At 54.6% G+C, this 18,467-nt stretch carries 17 protein-coding genes; 14 read left to right on the top strand and 3 right to left on the bottom strand.

Annotation, left to right across the window (positions count from 1 at the left end):
• Position 1: 1 nt before the first annotated feature.
• From CDO73_RS03995 to CDO73_RS03965, 7 genes are all read left to right on the top strand, one after another.
• The gene (locus CDO73_RS03995) at positions 2-847 is read left to right on the top strand and encodes a hypothetical protein (RefSeq protein ID WP_088487185.1); all 846 of its coding nucleotides are present in this window, start codon (positions 2-4) and stop codon (positions 845-847) included.
• 3 nt (positions 848-850) lie between these two features.
• A complete protein-coding gene (locus CDO73_RS03990; protein WP_088487184.1) occupies positions 851-2,752 on the top strand; it encodes an ATPase, T2SS/T4P/T4SS family in 1,902 nt (633 codons plus the stop codon).
• The gene (locus CDO73_RS03985) at positions 2,749-4,827 is read left to right on the top strand and encodes a hypothetical protein (RefSeq protein WP_088487183.1); all 2,079 of its coding nucleotides are present in this window, start codon (positions 2,749-2,751) and stop codon (positions 4,825-4,827) included. The genes CDO73_RS03990 and CDO73_RS03985 overlap by 4 nt, the downstream gene beginning before the upstream one ends.
• Positions 4,828-4,848: 21 nt before the next feature.
• A complete protein-coding gene (locus CDO73_RS03980; protein ID WP_088487182.1) occupies positions 4,849-5,313 on the top strand; it encodes an ABC transporter permease in 465 nt (154 codons plus the stop codon).
• Between the two features lie 84 nt (positions 5,314-5,397).
• The gene (locus CDO73_RS03975) at positions 5,398-5,778 is read left to right on the top strand and encodes a hypothetical protein (RefSeq protein ID WP_088487181.1); all 381 of its coding nucleotides are present in this window, start codon (positions 5,398-5,400) and stop codon (positions 5,776-5,778) included.
• Positions 5,779-5,781: 3 nt separating this feature from the next.
• A complete protein-coding gene (locus CDO73_RS03970; RefSeq protein ID WP_088487180.1) occupies positions 5,782-6,333 on the top strand; it encodes a hypothetical protein in 552 nt (183 codons plus the stop codon).
• Entirely contained in the window at positions 6,320-7,291 is a 972-nt protein-coding gene (locus tag CDO73_RS03965; protein ID WP_088487179.1) for a hypothetical protein, read from the top strand. Before CDO73_RS03970 ends, CDO73_RS03965 begins: the two co-directional genes overlap by 14 nt.
• A 52-nt stretch (positions 7,292-7,343) precedes the next feature.
• Here the strand turns inward: CDO73_RS03965 and CDO73_RS03960 are convergent, their stop codons facing one another.
• The 3 genes from CDO73_RS03960 to CDO73_RS03950 form a co-directional block, all read right to left on the bottom strand.
• Complete coding sequence (locus tag CDO73_RS03960) at positions 7,344-7,694, bottom strand: helix-turn-helix domain-containing protein (RefSeq protein ID WP_088487178.1); 351 nt, start codon at positions 7,692-7,694, stop codon at positions 7,344-7,346.
• Positions 7,695-7,896: 202 nt separating this feature from the next.
• Complete coding sequence (locus CDO73_RS03955; protein ID WP_088487177.1) at positions 7,897-8,538, bottom strand: thiamine diphosphokinase; 642 nt, start codon at positions 8,536-8,538, stop codon at positions 7,897-7,899.
• A gap of 141 nt (positions 8,539-8,679) precedes the next feature.
• Complete coding sequence (locus tag CDO73_RS03950) at positions 8,680-9,405, bottom strand: alpha/beta hydrolase (RefSeq protein WP_088487176.1); 726 nt, start codon at positions 9,403-9,405, stop codon at positions 8,680-8,682.
• Between the two features lie 277 nt (positions 9,406-9,682).
• Here CDO73_RS03950 and pdhA point away from each other — a divergent pair, with 277 nt between their 5' ends.
• The 7 genes from pdhA (at position 9,683) to CDO73_RS03915 (ending at position 18,229) form a co-directional block, all read left to right on the top strand.
• Positions 9,683-10,750: a pyruvate dehydrogenase (acetyl-transferring) E1 component subunit alpha gene (gene pdhA / locus CDO73_RS03945; protein WP_088487175.1), complete on the top strand. Its 1,068-nt coding sequence runs from the start codon at positions 9,683-9,685 to the stop codon at positions 10,748-10,750.
• 136 nt (positions 10,751-10,886) lie between these two features.
• Positions 10,887-11,864 carry an alpha-ketoacid dehydrogenase subunit beta gene (locus CDO73_RS03940; protein WP_088487174.1) on the top strand — a complete coding sequence of 326 codons (978 nt, stop codon included), beginning with the start codon at positions 10,887-10,889 and terminating at the stop codon, positions 11,862-11,864.
• A gap of 30 nt (positions 11,865-11,894) precedes the next feature.
• The gene (locus CDO73_RS03935) at positions 11,895-13,580 is read left to right on the top strand and encodes a 2-oxo acid dehydrogenase subunit E2 (RefSeq protein WP_088487173.1); all 1,686 of its coding nucleotides are present in this window, start codon (positions 11,895-11,897) and stop codon (positions 13,578-13,580) included.
• 3 nt (positions 13,581-13,583) lie between these two features.
• The gene (gene lpdA, locus CDO73_RS03930; protein ID WP_088487172.1) at positions 13,584-15,008 is read left to right on the top strand and encodes a dihydrolipoyl dehydrogenase; all 1,425 of its coding nucleotides are present in this window, start codon (positions 13,584-13,586) and stop codon (positions 15,006-15,008) included.
• Positions 15,009-15,252: 244 nt separating this feature from the next.
• Positions 15,253-16,047, top strand: coding sequence for a thymidylate synthase (locus CDO73_RS03925; RefSeq protein WP_088487171.1), 795 nt, complete (start codon positions 15,253-15,255; stop codon positions 16,045-16,047).
• A gap of 9 nt (positions 16,048-16,056) precedes the next feature.
• Positions 16,057-16,560 (top strand): dihydrofolate reductase, encoded by a 504-nt coding sequence (locus tag CDO73_RS03920; protein ID WP_088487170.1) that lies wholly within the window; start codon positions 16,057-16,059, stop codon positions 16,558-16,560.
• A 178-nt stretch (positions 16,561-16,738) separates the two neighbouring features.
• Positions 16,739-18,229: a glutamate synthase subunit beta gene (locus CDO73_RS03915; RefSeq protein ID WP_088487169.1), complete on the top strand. Its 1,491-nt coding sequence runs from the start codon at positions 16,739-16,741 to the stop codon at positions 18,227-18,229.
• Positions 18,230-18,467 lie beyond the last annotated feature (238 nt).

Here is an 18,467-nt window from a genome sequence, read left to right as displayed (position 1 = left end):
AATGGGACAAATCGCCTTTTGGAACGTAGGGCGCGGTTCGGGAGCAACAGCCTCTGTGGCGGCGATCGCAGCATTGATCGGGGCCGAATATCGGATTCGGACACTAGTCTCCCAACCGCAAGGACGGGATGCCGCGCTGGAACGGGGATTCGCGCGTTCGATTCGTTCCGCGCCCGGCGGGGAGTTGACCGTGAACGCCGGAACGGGGCTTGACGCGCTGCTTCGGCTGGCGAGAAGCGGCAAACTCGAACGGGAAGCGGTGCGCAATCATACGCTGCCATTGGAGCCCGGCCGATTGGATCTGCTGCGCGGATTCGAAAACGGCAGCCGTCCGCACGCGGAGGAAGCGGCCGAGCGGGTCGGGAACATTTACGACTATGCGCGAAGCGATTACGAGTGCGTGCTGTTGGATGCCGGAAACGGGGAAGGAAGCATCGAAAAACAAATGTTGGCGTCCGCGGATCTTGTGGTGGTCTGCCTGAATCAGAACGCGGGCGTTCTGGAACGCTATTTCGACCTTGAAAGCCGGCCGGAAGAACTGCGCGGCAAAAAACAGCTGCTTTTGTTCGCGGGTTACGATACCCGATCCAAATATAAAGCCGCCAACATTTTGCGCAAGTACGGAAGCCGGGAATCGGCATTGACGGTTCCTTACGATTCGGCGTTTCGCGATGCGGTGAACGACGGGGATGTCAAAGGGTTTATCGCCCGCTGCCGTTCGCTGAGTCGCAGACACGAACATTACGCTTTCATTTCCGAGATCCGCCGCGCCGCCGAGACTCTGCTCGAGGGAATCGACATTAACGCGAGGCTTAAACAGGCAGACGCGGCGAAGGGAGTTTCCTAGCTTATGGATTGGATCAATCTGCTGTTGATCGTCGTCATATTGGCCGGTCTTTCGGCGTGGCTGTTGATCATGCTTCGCAAAGCGCCGGGCGGCGCTCGCGGCGGCGAAGCCGAACTGCCTACGATGGAGAGCTTGCAGACTTACGTCACGTTGGCGATCAACGATTTCACCAATGTCAATCTGCTGGATTTGGGCCTTACGGGCGAAGAATTCGAACGCCGCCGCAACGTCGTGGCCGAACTCAAAAGCGCGCTTAAATCGTGCAATTCGGGCAGTCTTGCGGACAAGATTTACGTCAAATCGTTTATTTCCGATCTGCTGCTGCGCGGCGGAGCCGTGACGGAAACGAATATCGATCATCTTCTTCCGTTCGGACAGGAGAGGCTGCTGACGGATACCGACAAATTCGATATTCTGCTGCATGTCTACAAACGGGAACACGGGATGCAGGCGCTGAGCGTCCTGATCGAGACTTACGGACTTGCCGAGCTGAAAACGGTCATCGAGCAAGGCTCTACCGAATCGTACCTCGTCACGGGGGAAGAGATTCGCGATATCTACGGCCGCGAAGCGCCGCGCCTGTCTTTCGAAGACAAGCTGCAGATCGTGGTCCAGCGCGTCTACCAGCAGTACAAAGGGTTCGGTCCGATCGACGAGCTGCGCGATCAAACGATCGACGGCGTATCGGGAGGCGTATCGGGCCTGCCGGCGGAAATGAGAGAATTGGATCACGAAGTCGAATTGATGCGAACCATGCGCGATAAGGACTCCGATTCGGGTCACCGAAGCTGCGACAGCATCTGGATTTTCTACCGCGGCAAATCGATTCGGCTGGCGTTTCTCGGTTTCGGCAGCGAACTCGAATTGAAAAGGGTCTGCCAGAACATTTACCGATTCGGCAGTCCGGGTCAGCTGTCGGAAGCCAGAGCGTACATGGTCAACGAAATGCAGGACGGTTCGCGGGTGGTCGTCGTGCGTCCTCCGTTTGCGGAAAACTGGGCTTTTTTCGTTCGCAAATTCGATCTGCCGAACTTGAGTCTGGAACGTCTGTTGAACGCCGACCGGATCAGCGGAGCGGAACTGCCGATGAAGATGCTGGATTATCTGATGAAAGGCGCGCAGGTCACGGCCGTAACCGGCGAACAAGGATCGGGCAAAACGACGCTGCTGATGGCGATGGTCAAATCCATCTACGGCACGTTCAATCTGCGGATCCAAGAGCTTGCGTTCGAACTCCATCTGCGCAGATTATATCCGGAGCGTAACACGTTGGCTTTTCGCGAGACGGAGAAGATCGGCGGCCAAGAAGGGTTGGATCTTCAGAAGAAAACGGACGGAACCGTCAATATCCTCGGCGAAGTCGCGACCGATCCGGTAGCCGCCTGGGCGGTGCAGATGTCGCAGGTCGCGAGCAAGTTTACGGTATTCAGCCATCATGCCAAAACGCTGAAAGACCTGATCTGGTCGCTGCGCAACTCGCTGCTGAAGACCGGCACGTTCCAGAACGAACGGATCGCGGAAGAGCAGGTCGCCAGCGTCATCGCGTTCGACGTGCATTTGGAGAAGCAGCGGGACGGTACCCGTTATATCGAACGTCTGACGGAATGCGTGACGCTTGAAGCGGATCAGGAAGCTTTTGCCGAACTCGTCCGCCGTTTGGACGTCGAGCAGGACGAGACCTCGGTTCTTAAAATATGGGCTCGCGCCAATCTCGATTATTATCGGCGATTGACCGGAAGATCGTTCGAAGCCCGGAACATCATCGAATTTCGCGACGGGGCTTACGTTCCGGTCCGGCGGCCTACCTCGGGAACGGTAGAACGTATGGCCGTCAACATGTCGCGCGAGGACGCGGCGGAATTCTTGGAGTTTCTGGATCGGCATTGGGGGAGTGAGCCCGCATGAATCTTAAGCTGTTGATCGGGCTGGCGCTGCTGCTGTATCTGGTTCCTCTCGCGTTATGGTTCGTATGGAGACGGCGCAAGAAGTCCGGCGAACTCCGCAACGACCCTGCGGCAAGCTGGATGGGTCGGCAAAGCGGCAGAGCTTGGGAGAGTTCTTCGCTGAATCCGTTCTATCAACGCTCTTACGTTCGTTTCGCGCCTATTCCGGTCCTCGGCGGACAGATCCGGCGAATCCGTCAGCGTCTGGCGGTCATCGGTCCGTACGACGAACTGACGCTCAGACGGGAAACGATGAAAATCACTTATGCGGTTCTGTTGATCGCGATCGGACTGCTGCTGGCGCTTGCGTTGATCGGAAGAAGCCTGCCGGCGCTGCTGCTCGGGATCATGGGCTGCCTTGTGCTTAACGGCATGATGATCGATTTCTTCGTTCATCGCATAGAGAATCGATTGCTGAAAGACTTCCGCGATTTTCTGGAAGACAACCGACATCAATTTCAAGCGACTCGAATGGCGGACGAAGCGATCTACGAAGCCGCGCAGCTTGCCGGTCACGATATGAAACTGCACGGGGAACGGATTCATGAAGTGCTCACCGCGCGCGATCCGGATCGCAGTCTTGCCGCTTATTACGAAGTCGCGCCTAACCGTTATCTGAAGATTTTTACCGGCATCGCCCGTCTGATTACGGAATACGGAGACAAAGCGACGGCCAAAGGCTCGCTGTATCTGAATGCCGTCAGCCGTTTTATTCAGGATATCAATTTCGACCTGCTGCGCCGGCAGCGGTTGAGCTACCAATTGAGCAGCTTGACGATCATCGCGCTGGCCCCGATCCTGCTCTCGTTTCCGCTTCAGCGTTGGGCCGAGAAGTATTTTCCGGTCATGGCGGAATTCTACGGAAGTCGGCTGGGGAGCGCCGCCAAGCTGCTGCTTTACGCGATCGCGGTTCTGGCCTACGTGCTGATCCGCAAGCTGGCCGAGACGGAGGAATCCCGATATGCGCCTAAGCCGAGCGGGTTTCGCTGGGAGAAAAAGCTGTACGAATATCGGGGGGTCCGCTATCCGGTCGCTCCGTTCGTTCCCGGCCCGTACACCAAATCGCGCTACCGGTTGTCCAAACTGATCGGGGAATCGAATTCTCCGCTTACGGTCGAGTGGTTGACGGTTCGCCGCTTGACGGTCGCCTTGTTGTCGGGACTTCTGATGTTGGGCATGTTCGCCGCCGTTCATACGGGGCAGATCCAGCGGATCAAGAATGCGCCGACTTATGAGCAAGGCGGGCTGATGCTCGGCAGGGTGAACGACAAAGACCAACAAGAAGCGCGTCTGCGTACGGAATTCGACCGAAAAATCATGAACGAAGTCGATGTCCGAAGCGGTCGTTGGGAAGAACAAGTGCAAGGACTTGTCGCGGAAAAGGCCGAAGCGGGATGGAACGACATCAAACGGAACGAAGCCGGCATGCGCATTACGGAAAAGCTGCGCAAACTGGACGGCGAATACTTGAAATGGTGGGAGCTGCTGATCGCCGTGGCTGCCGGAGCCGCCGCTTATCACTTGCCTGTCGGCATCATGCTTTTCCAGCGCAAAATGCGAGGAATGGAAATGCAAAGCGAAGTCGATCAATTTCGTATGCTGATCTCGATCTTAAGCCAGTTCGACCGCATGAACGTGGAGACGATGCTGGAATGGCTCGAGAGATTCGCGATCTTATTTAAGCCGGCGCTTCAACGCTGCCTGCTCGGCTTCGACGGCGGATCGGCCAAAGCTCTCGAAGAACTGAAACGCGAAGCGCCTTTTCCGCCGTTCGTGCGCTTGATCGAACGATTCGAAAACGCGTTGGAGCGGATCTCGATCCGCGAAGCGTTCGACGATCTGGAAGCGGAACAGGAGTATTATCGCGAACAGAAAAAAGAAACGATGGATCGTTTGATCGAAAGCAAAGCCAATTGGGGACGCGATATCGGATTCGCGCCGATCATGTTCATGCTCGGCGCCTATATTATCGTGCCGTTCTTGTACGTATCGTTTATGCAGATGAAAGATTTGATCGCCCAACTGGGACAAATTTAAAACGAAAAGAGGACTATTCATATGGGAAGCAATGCAACTTCGGGTTTGAAACTCGCCGCAGGTATTTTTCTGACGCTCGCGCTGATCACGACGGTCGTCATTATTTTCATCTCTTCGCAGGATGCGGCCAAAGAAGGACAGACGCAGTTCTCTTCGATCCAGACGCAGCTCTCGCAGACCCGCTTCAATATTTACGAGAATACGACCCTTTCCGGCAGCCAGGTCATGAACGCCGTGCGCCAATACAGCGGCGAAGATCAGTTCGGCGTATACGTGCAGACCGGCAAAGGGGGCACGACTTATTACGGCAGCCAATTCAATCAGACGACGGGCGTCATTACGGGCGAGACCAAAAACGCGAATCTGGTGCCGGCGATGAACGAAGCGGATAACAATTTCATCAATCCTTCGGGCAAATTCAAATCTTCGATCGTGCGCGACGCCAACAATATGGTGCGCGGGATCGTGTTCACGCAGGCAAAATAAAAACAGCGAAAAAGTCAAACCAAAGAGCAGGCGGAAGCAGGCCCTCAAACCGCGCGGAGGGCCGCTTTCGAACGGAGGGACGAGATGGAGAACGCAAGAAGTTTTATGATGTTGGCCGCGATTTTCTTTTTGTTTATCGGGGCTTGCACGTACGCGGCGCAGACGGTTCAATCGATCGAAAACGCATCGCGGTTGGTATACGGCCTGAACGCGAGCGGCGGCGGCAAGATTCAGACTACTCTGGAAGCCGAAGATCGGCAGACGTATTCCGGGGCGCAAATCTTGTTCATGATCCGAAACGGCGATGCCGGCGACGCGAATATCGAGGTCGACGGCGTTCCGTATGCGGCCGGAAACGACTATACGGAGCTGAACCCCTCGGGAATCGCGATGGGTCATGCGTACAGCGCCGACTATCTTCGGGATCCGAGCGGCAATTTGATCAAGATCGCGTTCAGGAGCTGAGGCATGAAATACGTCACCGGTATTTTCGCCGCTTTGCTCGCGGTGCTGCTGCTCTTCATGTACCCGATGTACGAACAGGCCAGAAGCCAAGACAAATTGGCCGCCGCGACGGTGCAGGAGGCGGCTGTTCGGTTGATCGACAGCGCACGGACCAAAGGGTATCTGACTCCGCAGGTTTATCAAGACTTTAACGCCAAGCTTGCCGCGACAGGCAACCCGTACGAAGTTAAGCTGCAGCATCTTCATAAACGTTACGGCCCGGATTACAGCGATTCCGCCGATCCGGATACTTTTAAAGGAAGCTTTACGACGTACTACGACGGATTTTACGATACGCAGATTCTCTCGGTCTTGTTCCCGGATAACGGCAAAGCCGCAGACGACGATTCTCGACGCTACAAGATGCAGGTCGGCGATTATATCGGCATTTCTTTGCGCAACGTCAACCGTACGCCTGCGGCGCAGCTTTGGGATTTTCTGCTGAACGACAATACGGACGGTCAAGCCTCGATCACGGTAAACTATGAAGGAATGGTTGTGAATGAAGACTATTAGTTTTGCGCTCGTGTTCGCGATGATCTTCTTTCCGTTTTTTCGGATCGCCGCCATGCATCTGGACGATCAGGAAGAAGCGCGGCAGCTGACGTACCGATACAACGCGGCGATGCGAACGGCCGTGCAGGACGCGGCCGCGCTGCTGAACGATACTTCCGATCAAGACCATGAACCGGGCTACGGATCAAGCAAGTTTTTTCGCGCCGATAAGGAGCGGGCCGTGGATGCTTTCTACCGGACGCTCTCGTTGAACTTCGGCGTGCAAGACGATGCCGCGGCTCTAGGCGCATTGACCGGCTACGTTCCGGCGATCGCGATCATCGATTACGACGGCTACTTTATTTATTCGGTCGAAGACTTCGTGGATTCTTCGGGTCACTCTCGAATGAGGGCGGTCTGGTCGCCCAAAAAGCCCTATGCGTATTCGGATGCTTCGGGCAATGCGGTGCAGTTTACGCTCGACAGCTTCGTCAAAGCGTACGACCGCAAATCGTCTTCTTGGGTGCAAGGGTTCCGTAAAGAAATCGCGGGCAATCTGAATATCGCGCTGCTTCAAGATGCGGATACGTTCGAGAACGTTCGCAGGCGCGCGATCGTTCAGTCGATTCAAGACGATCTCGCTTCCGCGATCAATCGTCATAACGCATACGCTTCGCGTTACGGAATCGATTACCGATTCACGTTGCCGCAAATTTCTCGGGAAGAGTGGAATAACGGGATCGACGACATCGGGATCGTGGCGTTTCTGCAAGGCATTCCGGTCGGCGATCAAGCGTATAACAATTATTCCTTCGGAGGAGGGCGTTTGGTTCGGAAAAAAGCGGTGTACGGATCGATCGATCCGGCGAGCGGGATTCGCTATTATTCTCGCCGCGCGGAAGATCTGCCCGCGAAGATCGAGGAGACGTTCGACAGCGAGAAGGACGCGGCCCGATCCGGGTATTTCCCGATTCGGTAAACAAGCGGCCGGAAGACGCTTGTCGGAAACCGTTCGACCGCATGCCGGCCTTTTACGAACGAACGGTTCGTTCCGCCTTATAAGGTTCTCGCTGTACCGCGAAGCTCCGAATCAAATCGATCAGATGCCGCTGCTGCGCATCGTCGAGCCTTGCGAACAAGTCGAGCAGTTCGCGTTCGTTGTCTTTGAGCGGGTGTTCGAGCAGGTCGTCGACGGGAAGAAGTTCGGAAAGAGGAAGTCCCAGCGCGCGGCTGAGGCTGGTAAGCGTATTCAGCCTCGGCGAACGCCGATTGCATTCGATGTCGCTGATGGAGGATTGAGAGACGTTGGCCCGTTGAGCCAATTCGATCGAAGATAGATGGCGCGCTTTGCGCAAATAACGAAGTTTGCTTCCGATGTCCATAAGATCCGCCTTTCTTTTACAGAAAGTAAGTGCCGGTAAAGCCGAACGGTCTTTACGAGCAGACGCAAAGACCGTCTATAGCTTGACTATATACCGAAGAAGCTGCTGAGGTCTACGGATTATTTGCGAAAAAAAGAGCACGGGCTCCCGAACGCTTGAAATCTCGGGAATCCGTGCTCTTTTTCTTTTCCGCGCCGAGAAGTCAGTCGCGGCTCTGAATCACGAACAATAATCCGCTTTCGATCGAGACCGTGCCGCTCGGCGCCGCGAGCTGATTGCTGACCGCCAGCGATTGGCCCTGGCGCAGCGTGGCGTTCTCGAGCGGATAAGCGAATCCTTCCAAGGTCACGCCGCTCACTTCCATCGTGGCCGGAATCAAAGATACGTAAGTAAACCCGAGATCTTCGACGACCAATCGGCTTCCCGTGAGCTGAATATAGTTGTTGCGGTCCCGAATGCTGCAAGCGACTTGATGATGCAAAGCGCGAATCAGCAGCTGCACGTTGGCGAGCGTATGGTCCATGCGGCCGCCGGTCGCCCCGAGGAGCACGATCTCCGAAGGACGTTCGTTCAAGGCCAACTCGAAAGCGAGATCCGTATCGGTATAATTCTTGTCGACCGGATCGCAAGAATCGATCCGTCCGCTCAAATCGCGAATTCGTTCGGCGTCGAGGTCGGACACGGAATCGAAGTCGCCCACGGCGATGTCCGGACGAAGACCGTGCTCGATCAGCATCAGGGCGCCGCGATCGGCTCCGATCAGCAGGTCGCCGGGCCGGATATGATCCAGATACTCGTCCGCCCAGTCTCCTCCCGAAATAATGATCACGCGTTTGTCGCTCAAGCGATCAGCCTCCTTTCCATCGGTTTCGAACTCAGTATACCGGACGCCGGGAGCACAAAACAATGCATGAGCCGCGGCGATCGGAGAGGTTGCTAAGTTGCAATTCGATTTTTCGACAAAATTAAGCGCTTTACGTCCCCGTCAACGGGTTAAAAAATACTTGAGTGCGTCCGGAAGCTCTTTTTGCCAGAATCCCCATAGATGCTTGCCTTCTTTCTCCGCGTAACGAACGGTCGCTCCGCGTTCCGACAGAAGATCGCGCGTCCGGCGATTAAGATCGACGAAATCGAAGATGCCGTGATCGGTCTGGTACTCGTTTTCCTGCAGCCCTACGATCATAAATACGTCGAGCCAGCCGAGATCCGATTCGCGGGCGATGATCTTCTGGGATTCTTCGTAATAAGCCCCCGACAGACTGATGATTCGAGGGAATTCGCCCGGATAAAGAAGGGAGAGGTGGAGCGACATCGAACCGCCCAGCGAATCGCCGGCCAGTACGCGGTCGTCGGAGCGGGCACGGTATTTCTGTTCGACGAACGGGATGATTTCTTCCATAATGCAGCGCACGTACGCTTCATGCCGATCTCCGAACGGCGCGTATTCGGCTGTTCTTTTTTTGACGTCGACTTCGATTCCGACCACGATGAACGGTTCGACGCCTTCGTCGAGAATCAGTTGGTTGGCATACGTCGCGATGCGTCCGAAATTGAAAAACTCTTCCCCGTCTTGGCAGTATACGACCGGATAGCTGAGCACTTCGTTATAACCTGGAGGCAGATAAATTCTAAGGGATCTTTCTTCTTTCAGAAATCGGCTTTCAATGACTTCTTTCACAATCGTGCGTTTCAAGTAGCGGGAATCTGTCACGAAAATTCTCTCCTTTTTCAGGTAAAGTACTCTGTTTTGCATACGCTTTACATGGAAGGCGCGAATACGGTAAGATTGAGCTTGTGCGGACGAAAAAGACGCGAAATGTTCGAATCTATTCTTGTTGTTATACCATAAATATAAACCTGTTATATATACAATCAAAGGTATTTCTTAATAAAAATGCTCAATTCCTTTGACGAACTTATGAAACAGGTGTATAATAATGATATAACAGAGGGACATGATATTCAAATTTTTTATTGAGGTGAAAATAATGAGCAAGGTTCCTTATGAAGTATACACGGAAGAAGTCGAGGCTCTTTCCGTTCTTTCGCCAGATGGCGAAATTGTTAACGAAGCGTTGATGCCGGAACTGACCGACGATCAACTGAAAGAAGTTATGCGTCGCATGGTATTTACCCGTACTTGGGACGAAAGAGCGATCAACTTGGGCCGTCAAGGCCGTCTCGGTTTCTACGCGCCGGTATCCGGCCAAGAAGCGACGATGGTCGGCAGCGAGTTCGCTCTGCAAAAAGAAGACTTCGTTTGCCCGGGCTACCGCGATATTCCGCAGCTCGTATGGCACGGTCTTCCTTTGTACCAAGCATTCCTGTATTCCCGCGGTCATCAACACGGCGGACAGATTCCGGAAGGCGTAAACGTTCTGATGCCGCAAATCATCATCGGCGCGCAGATCCTGCACGCGATGGGGATCGCAATGGGCTTCAAACTGAAAAAACAAAAACAAGTCGCGATCACTTATACGGGTGACGGCGGTTCGTCGGAAGGCGACTTCTACGAAGGCCTGAACTACGCGGGCGTATACAAACTGCCTGTAATCTTCTTCGTGCAAAACAACGGTTACGCGATCACGACTCCGTTCGCGAAGCAAACCGCTGCGCTGTCCATCGCTCACAAAGCGGTTGCGGCAGGCATCAAAGGCGTTAAGATCGACGGCATGGACGTATTCGCCGTCATCAAAGCGGTTCAAGACGCTGCCGAGCGCGGACGCAACGGCGAAGGCGCGACTTTGATCGAAGCCGTGACTTACCGCTTCAAACCGCACTCCCTGTCCGACGATACTTCCAAGTACCGTACGAAAGAAGAAGAAGGACAATGGAGCGAGAAAGATCCGATCACTCGCCTTGCGAAATATCTGGAGAAAAAAGGCCTTTGGACTGCCGAAGACACGGAACGCGTAAGAGCGGAAGCCAAAGAAACCGTAGCCGAACAAATCAAAAAAGCCGAAAAAACCGAGAAAATGACGGTTTCCGGCCTGATCGATTCGATGTTCGAAGTTACGCCTAAACATCTGGAAGAGCAAAAAGCGGACTTCCAATAAGAACGAGGGTTTCGGCGGGACGCCGCGCTGCGGCACGGCGTTCTTCCGGACATCTTTACTTGCGCATAAACGAACAGGAAACACATATAGATTCGGCATTATCCATTGAACGTAACGTTAAGGAGGAAATGTAGCAATGGCACAAATGAATATGAAAGAAGCAATCCGCGACGCAATGCGCGTGGAACTGAAACGCGATCCGAACGTGCTTATCTTCGGCGAAGACGTAGGTAACGTGGGCGGCGTATTCCGCGTAACGGAAGGCCTGCAAAAAGAGTTCGGCGAAGAGCGCGTATTCGATACGCCGCTGGCCGAGTCGGCAATCGGCGGCATGGCGGTCGGTCTGGGCGTGCAAGGTTTCCGTCCGATCGCCGAGATCCAATTCGTCGGCTTCATCTTCGAAGCACTCGACCAAATGATCGTTCAAGCGGCGCGCATGCGTTACCGTTCGGGCGGCCGTTACAATTCCCCGATCGTATTCCGTACGCCTTTCGGCGGCGGCGTAAAAGCGGCGGAACTGCATACCGACGCGCTTGAAGGTCTGCTGGTTCAAAGCCCGGGCATCAAAGTGGTCGTTCCTTCGAACCCTTACGACGCCAAAGGCCTGCTGATCTCCGCGATCCGCGATAACGATCCGGTCTTCTTCATGGAACACTTGAACCTGTACCATGCATTCCGCGCCGAAGTGCCGGAAGGCGAATACACGGTCGAGTTGGGCAAAGCGAACGTCGTGCGCGAAGGTTCCGACGTGACGATCCTGACTTACGGCATGTGCGTGCACACTTCCGTAAAAGCAGCCGATCAACTCGAAAAAGAAGGCATCAAAGCCGAAGTCATCGACCTGCGCACGCTCAACCCGCTCGATATCGATACGATCGTGACTTCGATCAAGAAAACGAACCGCGCGATCGTGGTTCAAGAAGCTCAAAAAACTTCCGGCGTAGCCGCCGAAGTGATTGCGCAAATCAACGAAAAAGCCATTCTTCACCTGGAAGCTCCTGTTCTGCGCGTGACTCCTCCGGATACGGTTTACGCGTTCGCGCAAATCGAGGACGCATGGCTGCCGACGCCTGAGCGCATCATCACGAGCGTGAAAAAGGTTCTTGAATTTTAATTCGTAATATCCAGAAGGAGGTAGTGCAACGTGGCAAAGTTTGAATATAAATTCCCAGAGCTTGGCGAAGGCCTGCATGAAGGCGAAATCGTCAAGATGCACATCAAAGTCGGAGACAAAGTCACCGACGACGATATCATCATGGAAGTGCAAAACGACAAAGCCGTCGTCGAAGTGCCTTGCCCGGTCAACGGTACGGTACTCGAAGTCCGCGCCGCGGACGGCGAGACTCGCCATGTCGGCGACATCGTGGCGATCATCGAAGCGGAAGGCGAACTGCCGGAAGGTTCGGAGAGCGCTCCGGAAGCGGACGCGGCTCAAGAATCGAGCGCCGCAGTCGGCGGAGCGGACACAAGCGCTGCTTCTTCTCCTGCGACGGCAGATCCTTCGGCATCGCAAGGTTCCGCATCGGGCAGCAACAAATTCGCTTACAAGTTCCCTGAACTGGGCGAAGGCCTGCACGAAGGCGAAATCGTCAAGATGCACATCAAAGTCGGAGACAAAGTCACCGACGACGATATCATCATGGAAGTCCAAAACGACAAAGCGGTCGTCGAAGTGCCTTGCCCGGTTAACGGCACGGTCGTCGAAGTTCGCGTTGCCGACGGAGAGACTCACCATGTAGGCGACATCGTAGCGATCATCGAAGTCGAAGGCGAACTGCCGGAAGGCTCGGAAACGATCGAAGAGTCCGCTCCTGCGGCCGAAGCCAACGCTCCGGTATCGGCTCCTGCAGCTGCTTCGACTGCCGCAGCACCGAACCGCGAAGTTCTGGCAACGCCGAGCGTACGCAAATTCGCTCGCGAAGAAGGCGTGGAAATCGGACAAATTCAAGGTTCCGGCAAAAACGGCAAGATCACTCGCGAAGACGTAGAGAACTTCAAGAAAAACGGCGGGCAAGCTCCGGCTGCCGCGGCATCGGCTCCTGCCGCAGCCGCAACGACGGCTCCGGCTGCCGCCAAATCGGAAGCTCCTGCGAAAGCCGCATCGGCTCCTGCCGCATCGGCTGCAGCTGCCGACGAAGAGCGCGTACCGTTCAAGGGCATCCGCAAAGCCATCTCGAACGCGATGGTCAAATCGGCTTATACGGCTCCGCACGTTACCATCATGGACGAAGTCGACGTAACCGAACTGGTTGCTTTCCGTACTCGCATGAAACCTCTGGCCGAGAAGAAAGGCATCAAGGTTACTTACCTGCCGTTCATCGTCAAAGCCCTGGTTGCCGCCGTACGCGAATTCCCGGCTCTGAACGCTTCGATCGACGAAGAAGCGAACGAGATCGTCTACAAGAAACACTATGATATCGGTATCGCGACGGACACGGAAAACGGTCTGATCGTACCGGTAATCAAAGACGCCGACCGCAAGAGCGTGTTCAAGATCGCGGAATCGATCAGCGATCTGGCAAAACGCGGCCGCGACGGCAAGCTTGCGCCGAACGAGATGAGAGGCAGCACGATCTCCATCACGAACATCGGTTCCGCAGGCGGTATGTTCTTCACTCCGATCATTAACTATCCGGAAGTGGCAATCCTCGGAACGGGCCGCATCAGCGAAAAAGCCATCGTAAGAAACGGCGAAATCGTAGCTGCTCCGATGATGGCTCTGTCTCTGAGCTTCGACCACCGTCTGATCGACGGCGCTACTGCACAAAATTGCATGAACTATCTTAAATCCCTGCTCGCTAATCCCGAGCTGATGGTAATGGAGGTATAAACAATGGTAGTAGGAGACGCTTCCCTGGATATTGACACATTGGTAATCGGTGCGGGACCCGGCGGCTATGTAGCCGCCATCCGCGCCGCGCAGCTGGGACAAAAAGTTCTGATCGTAGACAAAGCCGAACTCGGCGGCGTCTGCCTGAACCGCGGTTGCATCCCGTCCAAAGCCCTGATCTCGGCAGCTCACAGCTACGAGAACGCCAAACACGGCGAGGCTTTCGGCATCTCGGCGAGCGACGTTAAAGTCGACTTCGCCAAGACTCAAGAATTCAAAAACGGCGTCGTCAAAAAAATGACGAGCGGCGTAACCGGCCTGCTCAAAGGCAACAACGTGGAAGTATTCAACGGCGAATGCATGTTCATCAACGAACATGAAGCGCGCGTGTTCAACGACCACGAATCGCCTCGCTACCGTTTCAAGAACTGCATCATCGCGACGGGTTCCCGCCCGATCGAGTTGAAGCCGTTCCCGTTCGGCGGACGCATTCTGTCTTCCACGGAAGCGCTGAACCTGCCTGAGATTCCGAAAAGCCTCGTCGTGATCGGCGGCGGCTACATCGGTGCCGAGCTGGGTCAAATGTACGCGAAATTCGGCACGAAAGTGACGATCATCGAAGGTCTGGATACCGTTCTGCCTGGATTCGACAAAGACATGACCAACCTCGTGTCCAAAACGATGAAAAAAGACGGCATCGAAATCTTCGCGAACGCCAAAGCCGAGAGCGCTACGCAAACGGACAAAGACGTTACGGTTAAATTCTCCGTCAACGGCGAAGACAAAGAAATCACGGCCGATTACTTGCTCGTAACGGTCGGACGTCGTCCGAACACCGACGGCGAACTGGGTCTGGACCTGATCGGCATCGAACTGACCGAGCGCGGTCTGATCAAAGTCGATGAACAAGGCCGTACCAACATCCCGCACATCTTCGCGATCGGCGATATCGTACCGGGTCTGGCGCTGGCTCACAAAGCGTCGTACGAAGGTAAAGTCGCTGCCGAAGCGATTGCCGGACATCCGTCCGTCGTCGACTACAAGTGCATGCCTGCCGTGGTCTTCACGGATCCGGAATGCGCAAGCGTAGGCCTGACCGAAAAAGAAGCCAAAGAAAAAGGCTTCAAAGTCGCAGCCGGCAAATTCAGCTACGGCGGCAACGGCCGTGCCGTATCGCTGAACCATCCGGAAGGTTTCGTCAAGATCGTAGCCGAAGAAGGCACCGGTACCGTACTGGGCAGCCAAATCGTCGGTCTTGAAGCGACCAACATGATCGCCGAAATGGGTCTGGCCGTGGAAATGGGCGCGACTCTGGAAGATCTGGCGCTGACGATTCACGCTCACCCGACGCTGGGCGAGATCGTGATGGAAGCGGCCGAGCTGGTTCTGGGCAACCCGATCCACGCTCTGGCTCCTAAAAAGCGTTAATCGAACGATAAGGAATTCGGAATGCCGGTTTCGCTGCGCGCGAACCGGGCCGTTTTCCGAGCCGACGGATGCCTTCTGGCATCCGTTTTTTTTGCGTGCATATCGATTTTTCGACTTCTGTCAAGCCTGTTCATTACAGAGCCGGGCATGATAAACTAGAGGAACGAGCTTGATTGTGGATTGGGTAAAGGATCGAAAATAGGAGCGGGAAACGTTCGAACGTTCCCATAGAGAGGTGACTTTTTTGCGTAAATATTTGGACTTGCTGCAAGACATTTTGGATAACGGAACGGAAAAAGGAGATCGGACAGGAACCGGAACGGTATCGGTATTCGGCCGGCAGCTTCATTTTGATCTGAACGAAGGCTTTCCTCTGCTCACGACCAAAAAGCTGCATCTGAAATCGATCGTGCACGAACTGCTCTGGTTCCTCAAAGGCGACACCAACGTTCATTATTTGCAGGAGAACGGCGTGCGCATCTGGAACGAATGGGCGGACGAAAACGGAGAATTGGGACCGGTCTACGGTTCGCAGTGGCGCGCTTGGGAAGGTCCGGACGGCCGCAAATTCGACCAGATCGCCCAGGTGATCGAATCGATCCGCAATAACCCCGATTCCCGCCGGCATATCGTGAGCGCTTGGAACGTGGCGGAGATCGACAATATGAAGCTGCCTCCGTGCCATTTGCTGTTCCAGTTCTACGTGGCGGACGGCAAATTGTCGTGCATGTTGACCATGCGTTCGGTCGATACGTTCCTCGGCCTTCCTTTCAATATCGCCAGTTATGCGCTGCTCACCCATATGATCGCGCAGCAGTGCGGATTGGAAGTAGGCGAGTTCGTGTGGTCCGGAGGCGACGTGCATATCTATTCCAACCATATCGAACAAGTCAAAGAACAATTGGGACGCGAACCCGGCAAGCTGCCTCAGCTGCGCATTTTGCGCAAGCCCGACTCGATCTTCGATTACCGCTACGAAGACTTCGAATTCGTCGACTACCATCCGCAGCCGGGCATCAAAGCGCCGATCGCCGTATAAAGGAGAAGGATGCCGATGATTACGATGATATGGGCACAGGACGCGAACGGTCTGATCGGCCGGGATAATGCGCTTCCTTGGCGCATTCCGGCCGATATGGCTTATTTCAAACAGCAAACGCTCGGCAAGCCGGTCGTGATGGGACGCAGGACATGGGAGTCGTTCGGCGGGAAGCCTCTGAAAGACCGGCAGAATATCGTACTGACGCGCGACGTTTCTTGGACCGCGGAAGGCGCGCACGTCGTCCATACGGCCGAAGAAGCACTGGCGGCTTCCGAAGGCGAAGAGGTCATGATCATCGGAGGTTCGCAGATTTATGAGCTGTTCCTTCCGCTGGCCGACCGTCTGCGCGTCACCCGCGTGCACGGCGAATTCGAAGGCGACGCCTTTTTCCCGAAGGTCGATTGGAACGGTTGGAAGCTGACGCAGTCGACGGAAGGTCCGCGCGACGAAAAGAATAAGTATGTGTACGTTTTTGAAATTTACGAACGTTCTTCAGAAAATACAAATTAATTTCCGTATAATCTATTTCAAATTCAGAATGAAAGATGGTATTATAGTTGAAATATATCGCTTGCCAGCAGATTGCTTAGAGAGCAGAGCAGCAGGCCAATATCGAGAAACTATGGCCCTTTCAACTCTTGATCGAATAGTGTTGACAAGGGACTATGCGGGATGGGGGAAACGTTCGATGTCTACACCTACTGGATTTATGGAATACAAACGGCAGATTCCTGCGGACCGTAGTCCGCTTGAGCGCGTCAAAGATTGGGAAGAGTTCCATAAACATATGTCGGAAGAAGAACTGCGTACGCAGGGAGCCAGATGTATGGACTGCGGCACGCCATATTGTCATGTGGGCGTCAACATGAGCGGAGGCACTTCCGGTTGTCCGGTGCATAACCTGATTCCGGAGTGGAATAACCTCGTCTACCGCGGGCAGTGGAGAGAAGCGTTGGACCGTCTGCATAAGACCAACAACTTCCCCGAATTTACCGGCAGAATCTGTCCGGCGCCGTGCGAAGGTTCTTGTACGGTAGGCCTGATCGGGCAGCCGGTGACGATCAAGACGATCGAAGAAGCGATTATCGAGAAAGGCTTCGCGGAAGGTTGGGTGCAGCCCGAGCCTCCGAAGCACCGTACGGGTCATAAAGTAGCGGTTATCGGCTCCGGTCCGGCAGGTCTGGCTTGCGCGGCTCAGCTGAACAAGGCCGGCCATTATGTGACGGTGTACGAGCGTTCCGACCGTGTCGGAGGTCTGCTGACTTACGGCATTCCGTCGATGAAACTCGAAAAAAGCGTCGTGCAGCGCCGGGTCGATCTGTTGGCCGCGGAAGGCATCACGTTCGTCACTTCGACGGAGATCGGCAAAGATATCCCGGCACAGCAGTTGATGGACGACTATGACGCTGTCGTGCTTTGCGGCGGTGCAACGAAGCCGCGAGAATTCAACATTGAAGGCAGCAATCTCAAAGGCGTCACTTACGCGATGGATTTCTTGAACGGCACGATCAAAAGCTATCTGGATTCCGGTCTCGAAGACGGCAATTATATCTCGGCAGCCGGCAAAGACGTGATCGTGATCGGCGGCGGGGATACCGGTTCCGACTGCGTGGCGACTTCCCTGCGTCACGGCTGCAGCAGCATCACGCAGTTCGGCACGCACCAAAAAGCCCCGCTTGAACGCGATATGGCGTCCAATCCGTGGCCGCAATTCCCGAATGTCTATACGCTGGATTATGCGCAGGAAGAAGCCAAAGCGATCTTCGGCGACGATCCGCGCGAATTCTCGATCATGACGACCAAATTCGTCGGCGACGAAGAAGGCAACTTGAAAGAGCTGCATACCATTCAAATCCAACGTACCGTAGACCCGGAGACCGGTCGTAAGATTTATGCTCCGATCGAAGGCACGGAACGCGTATTCCCGGCGCAGATGGCGCTGATCGCGATCGGTTTCGACGGACCGGAACAAACCTTGGCGCAGCAGCTCGGACTTGCGACGGACCGTTGGACGAACGTCAAAGCCAAATACGGCGACTACAAAACGAACGTGGACAAAGTATTCGCGGCCGGAGACATGCGTCGCGGTCAGAGCTTGGTGGTCTGGGCGATCAACGAAGGTCGCGAAGCCGCGCGCGAAGTCGATAAGTTCTTGATGGGAGCCAGCGTTCTCGCTTAATCTCGATGATTAGCAATAGATTCGATCCGTTCGCGAACGGATCGGAAAGGTCGTGCCTCGGGCACGGCCTTTTTTTATGCTTAACAAGTAACTATTGGTGATATTATATAACACCAAAAACGATAAATAAAGATTTTTTTAACGAATGGCAAGAATTGAGTCATATAAAATAACATTCACATCACACGTGTATGCACTTCGTATTTTCTGTCTGCTGCTGGCACAAACCGTTCCTGCA

This window comes from Saccharibacillus sp. O23 (assembly GCF_002205895.1).
GTDB lineage: Bacteria > Bacillota > Bacilli > Paenibacillales > Paenibacillaceae > Saccharibacillus.
Note: the sequence above shows the minus strand (reverse complement) of the source record. Positions and strands in the feature narration are given on the sequence as shown.

Coding starts and splice junctions, on each gene's coding strand:
- CDO73_RS03995 (WP_088487185.1), top strand. CDS start 2: ATGGGACAAATCGCCTTTTGGAACGTAGGGCGCGGTTCGGGAGCAACA.
- CDO73_RS03990 (WP_088487184.1), top strand. CDS start 851: ATGGATTGGATCAATCTGCTGTTGATCGTCGTCATATTGGCCGGTCTT.
- CDO73_RS03985 (WP_088487183.1), top strand. CDS start 2,749: ATGAATCTTAAGCTGTTGATCGGGCTGGCGCTGCTGCTGTATCTGGTT.
- CDO73_RS03980 (WP_088487182.1), top strand. CDS start 4,849: ATGGGAAGCAATGCAACTTCGGGTTTGAAACTCGCCGCAGGTATTTTT.
- CDO73_RS03975 (WP_088487181.1), top strand. CDS start 5,398: ATGGAGAACGCAAGAAGTTTTATGATGTTGGCCGCGATTTTCTTTTTG.
- CDO73_RS03970 (WP_088487180.1), top strand. CDS start 5,782: ATGAAATACGTCACCGGTATTTTCGCCGCTTTGCTCGCGGTGCTGCTG.
- CDO73_RS03965 (WP_088487179.1), top strand. CDS start 6,320: ATGAAGACTATTAGTTTTGCGCTCGTGTTCGCGATGATCTTCTTTCCG.
- CDO73_RS03960 (WP_088487178.1), bottom strand. CDS start 7,694: ATGGACATCGGAAGCAAACTTCGTTATTTGCGCAAAGCGCGCCATCTA.
- pdhA (WP_088487175.1), top strand. CDS start 9,683: ATGAGCAAGGTTCCTTATGAAGTATACACGGAAGAAGTCGAGGCTCTT.
- CDO73_RS03940 (WP_088487174.1), top strand. CDS start 10,887: ATGGCACAAATGAATATGAAAGAAGCAATCCGCGACGCAATGCGCGTG.
- lpdA (WP_088487172.1), top strand. CDS start 13,584: ATGGTAGTAGGAGACGCTTCCCTGGATATTGACACATTGGTAATCGGT.
- CDO73_RS03920 (WP_088487170.1), top strand. CDS start 16,057: ATGCCGATGATTACGATGATATGGGCACAGGACGCGAACGGTCTGATC.
- CDO73_RS03915 (WP_088487169.1), top strand. CDS start 16,739: ATGTCTACACCTACTGGATTTATGGAATACAAACGGCAGATTCCTGCG.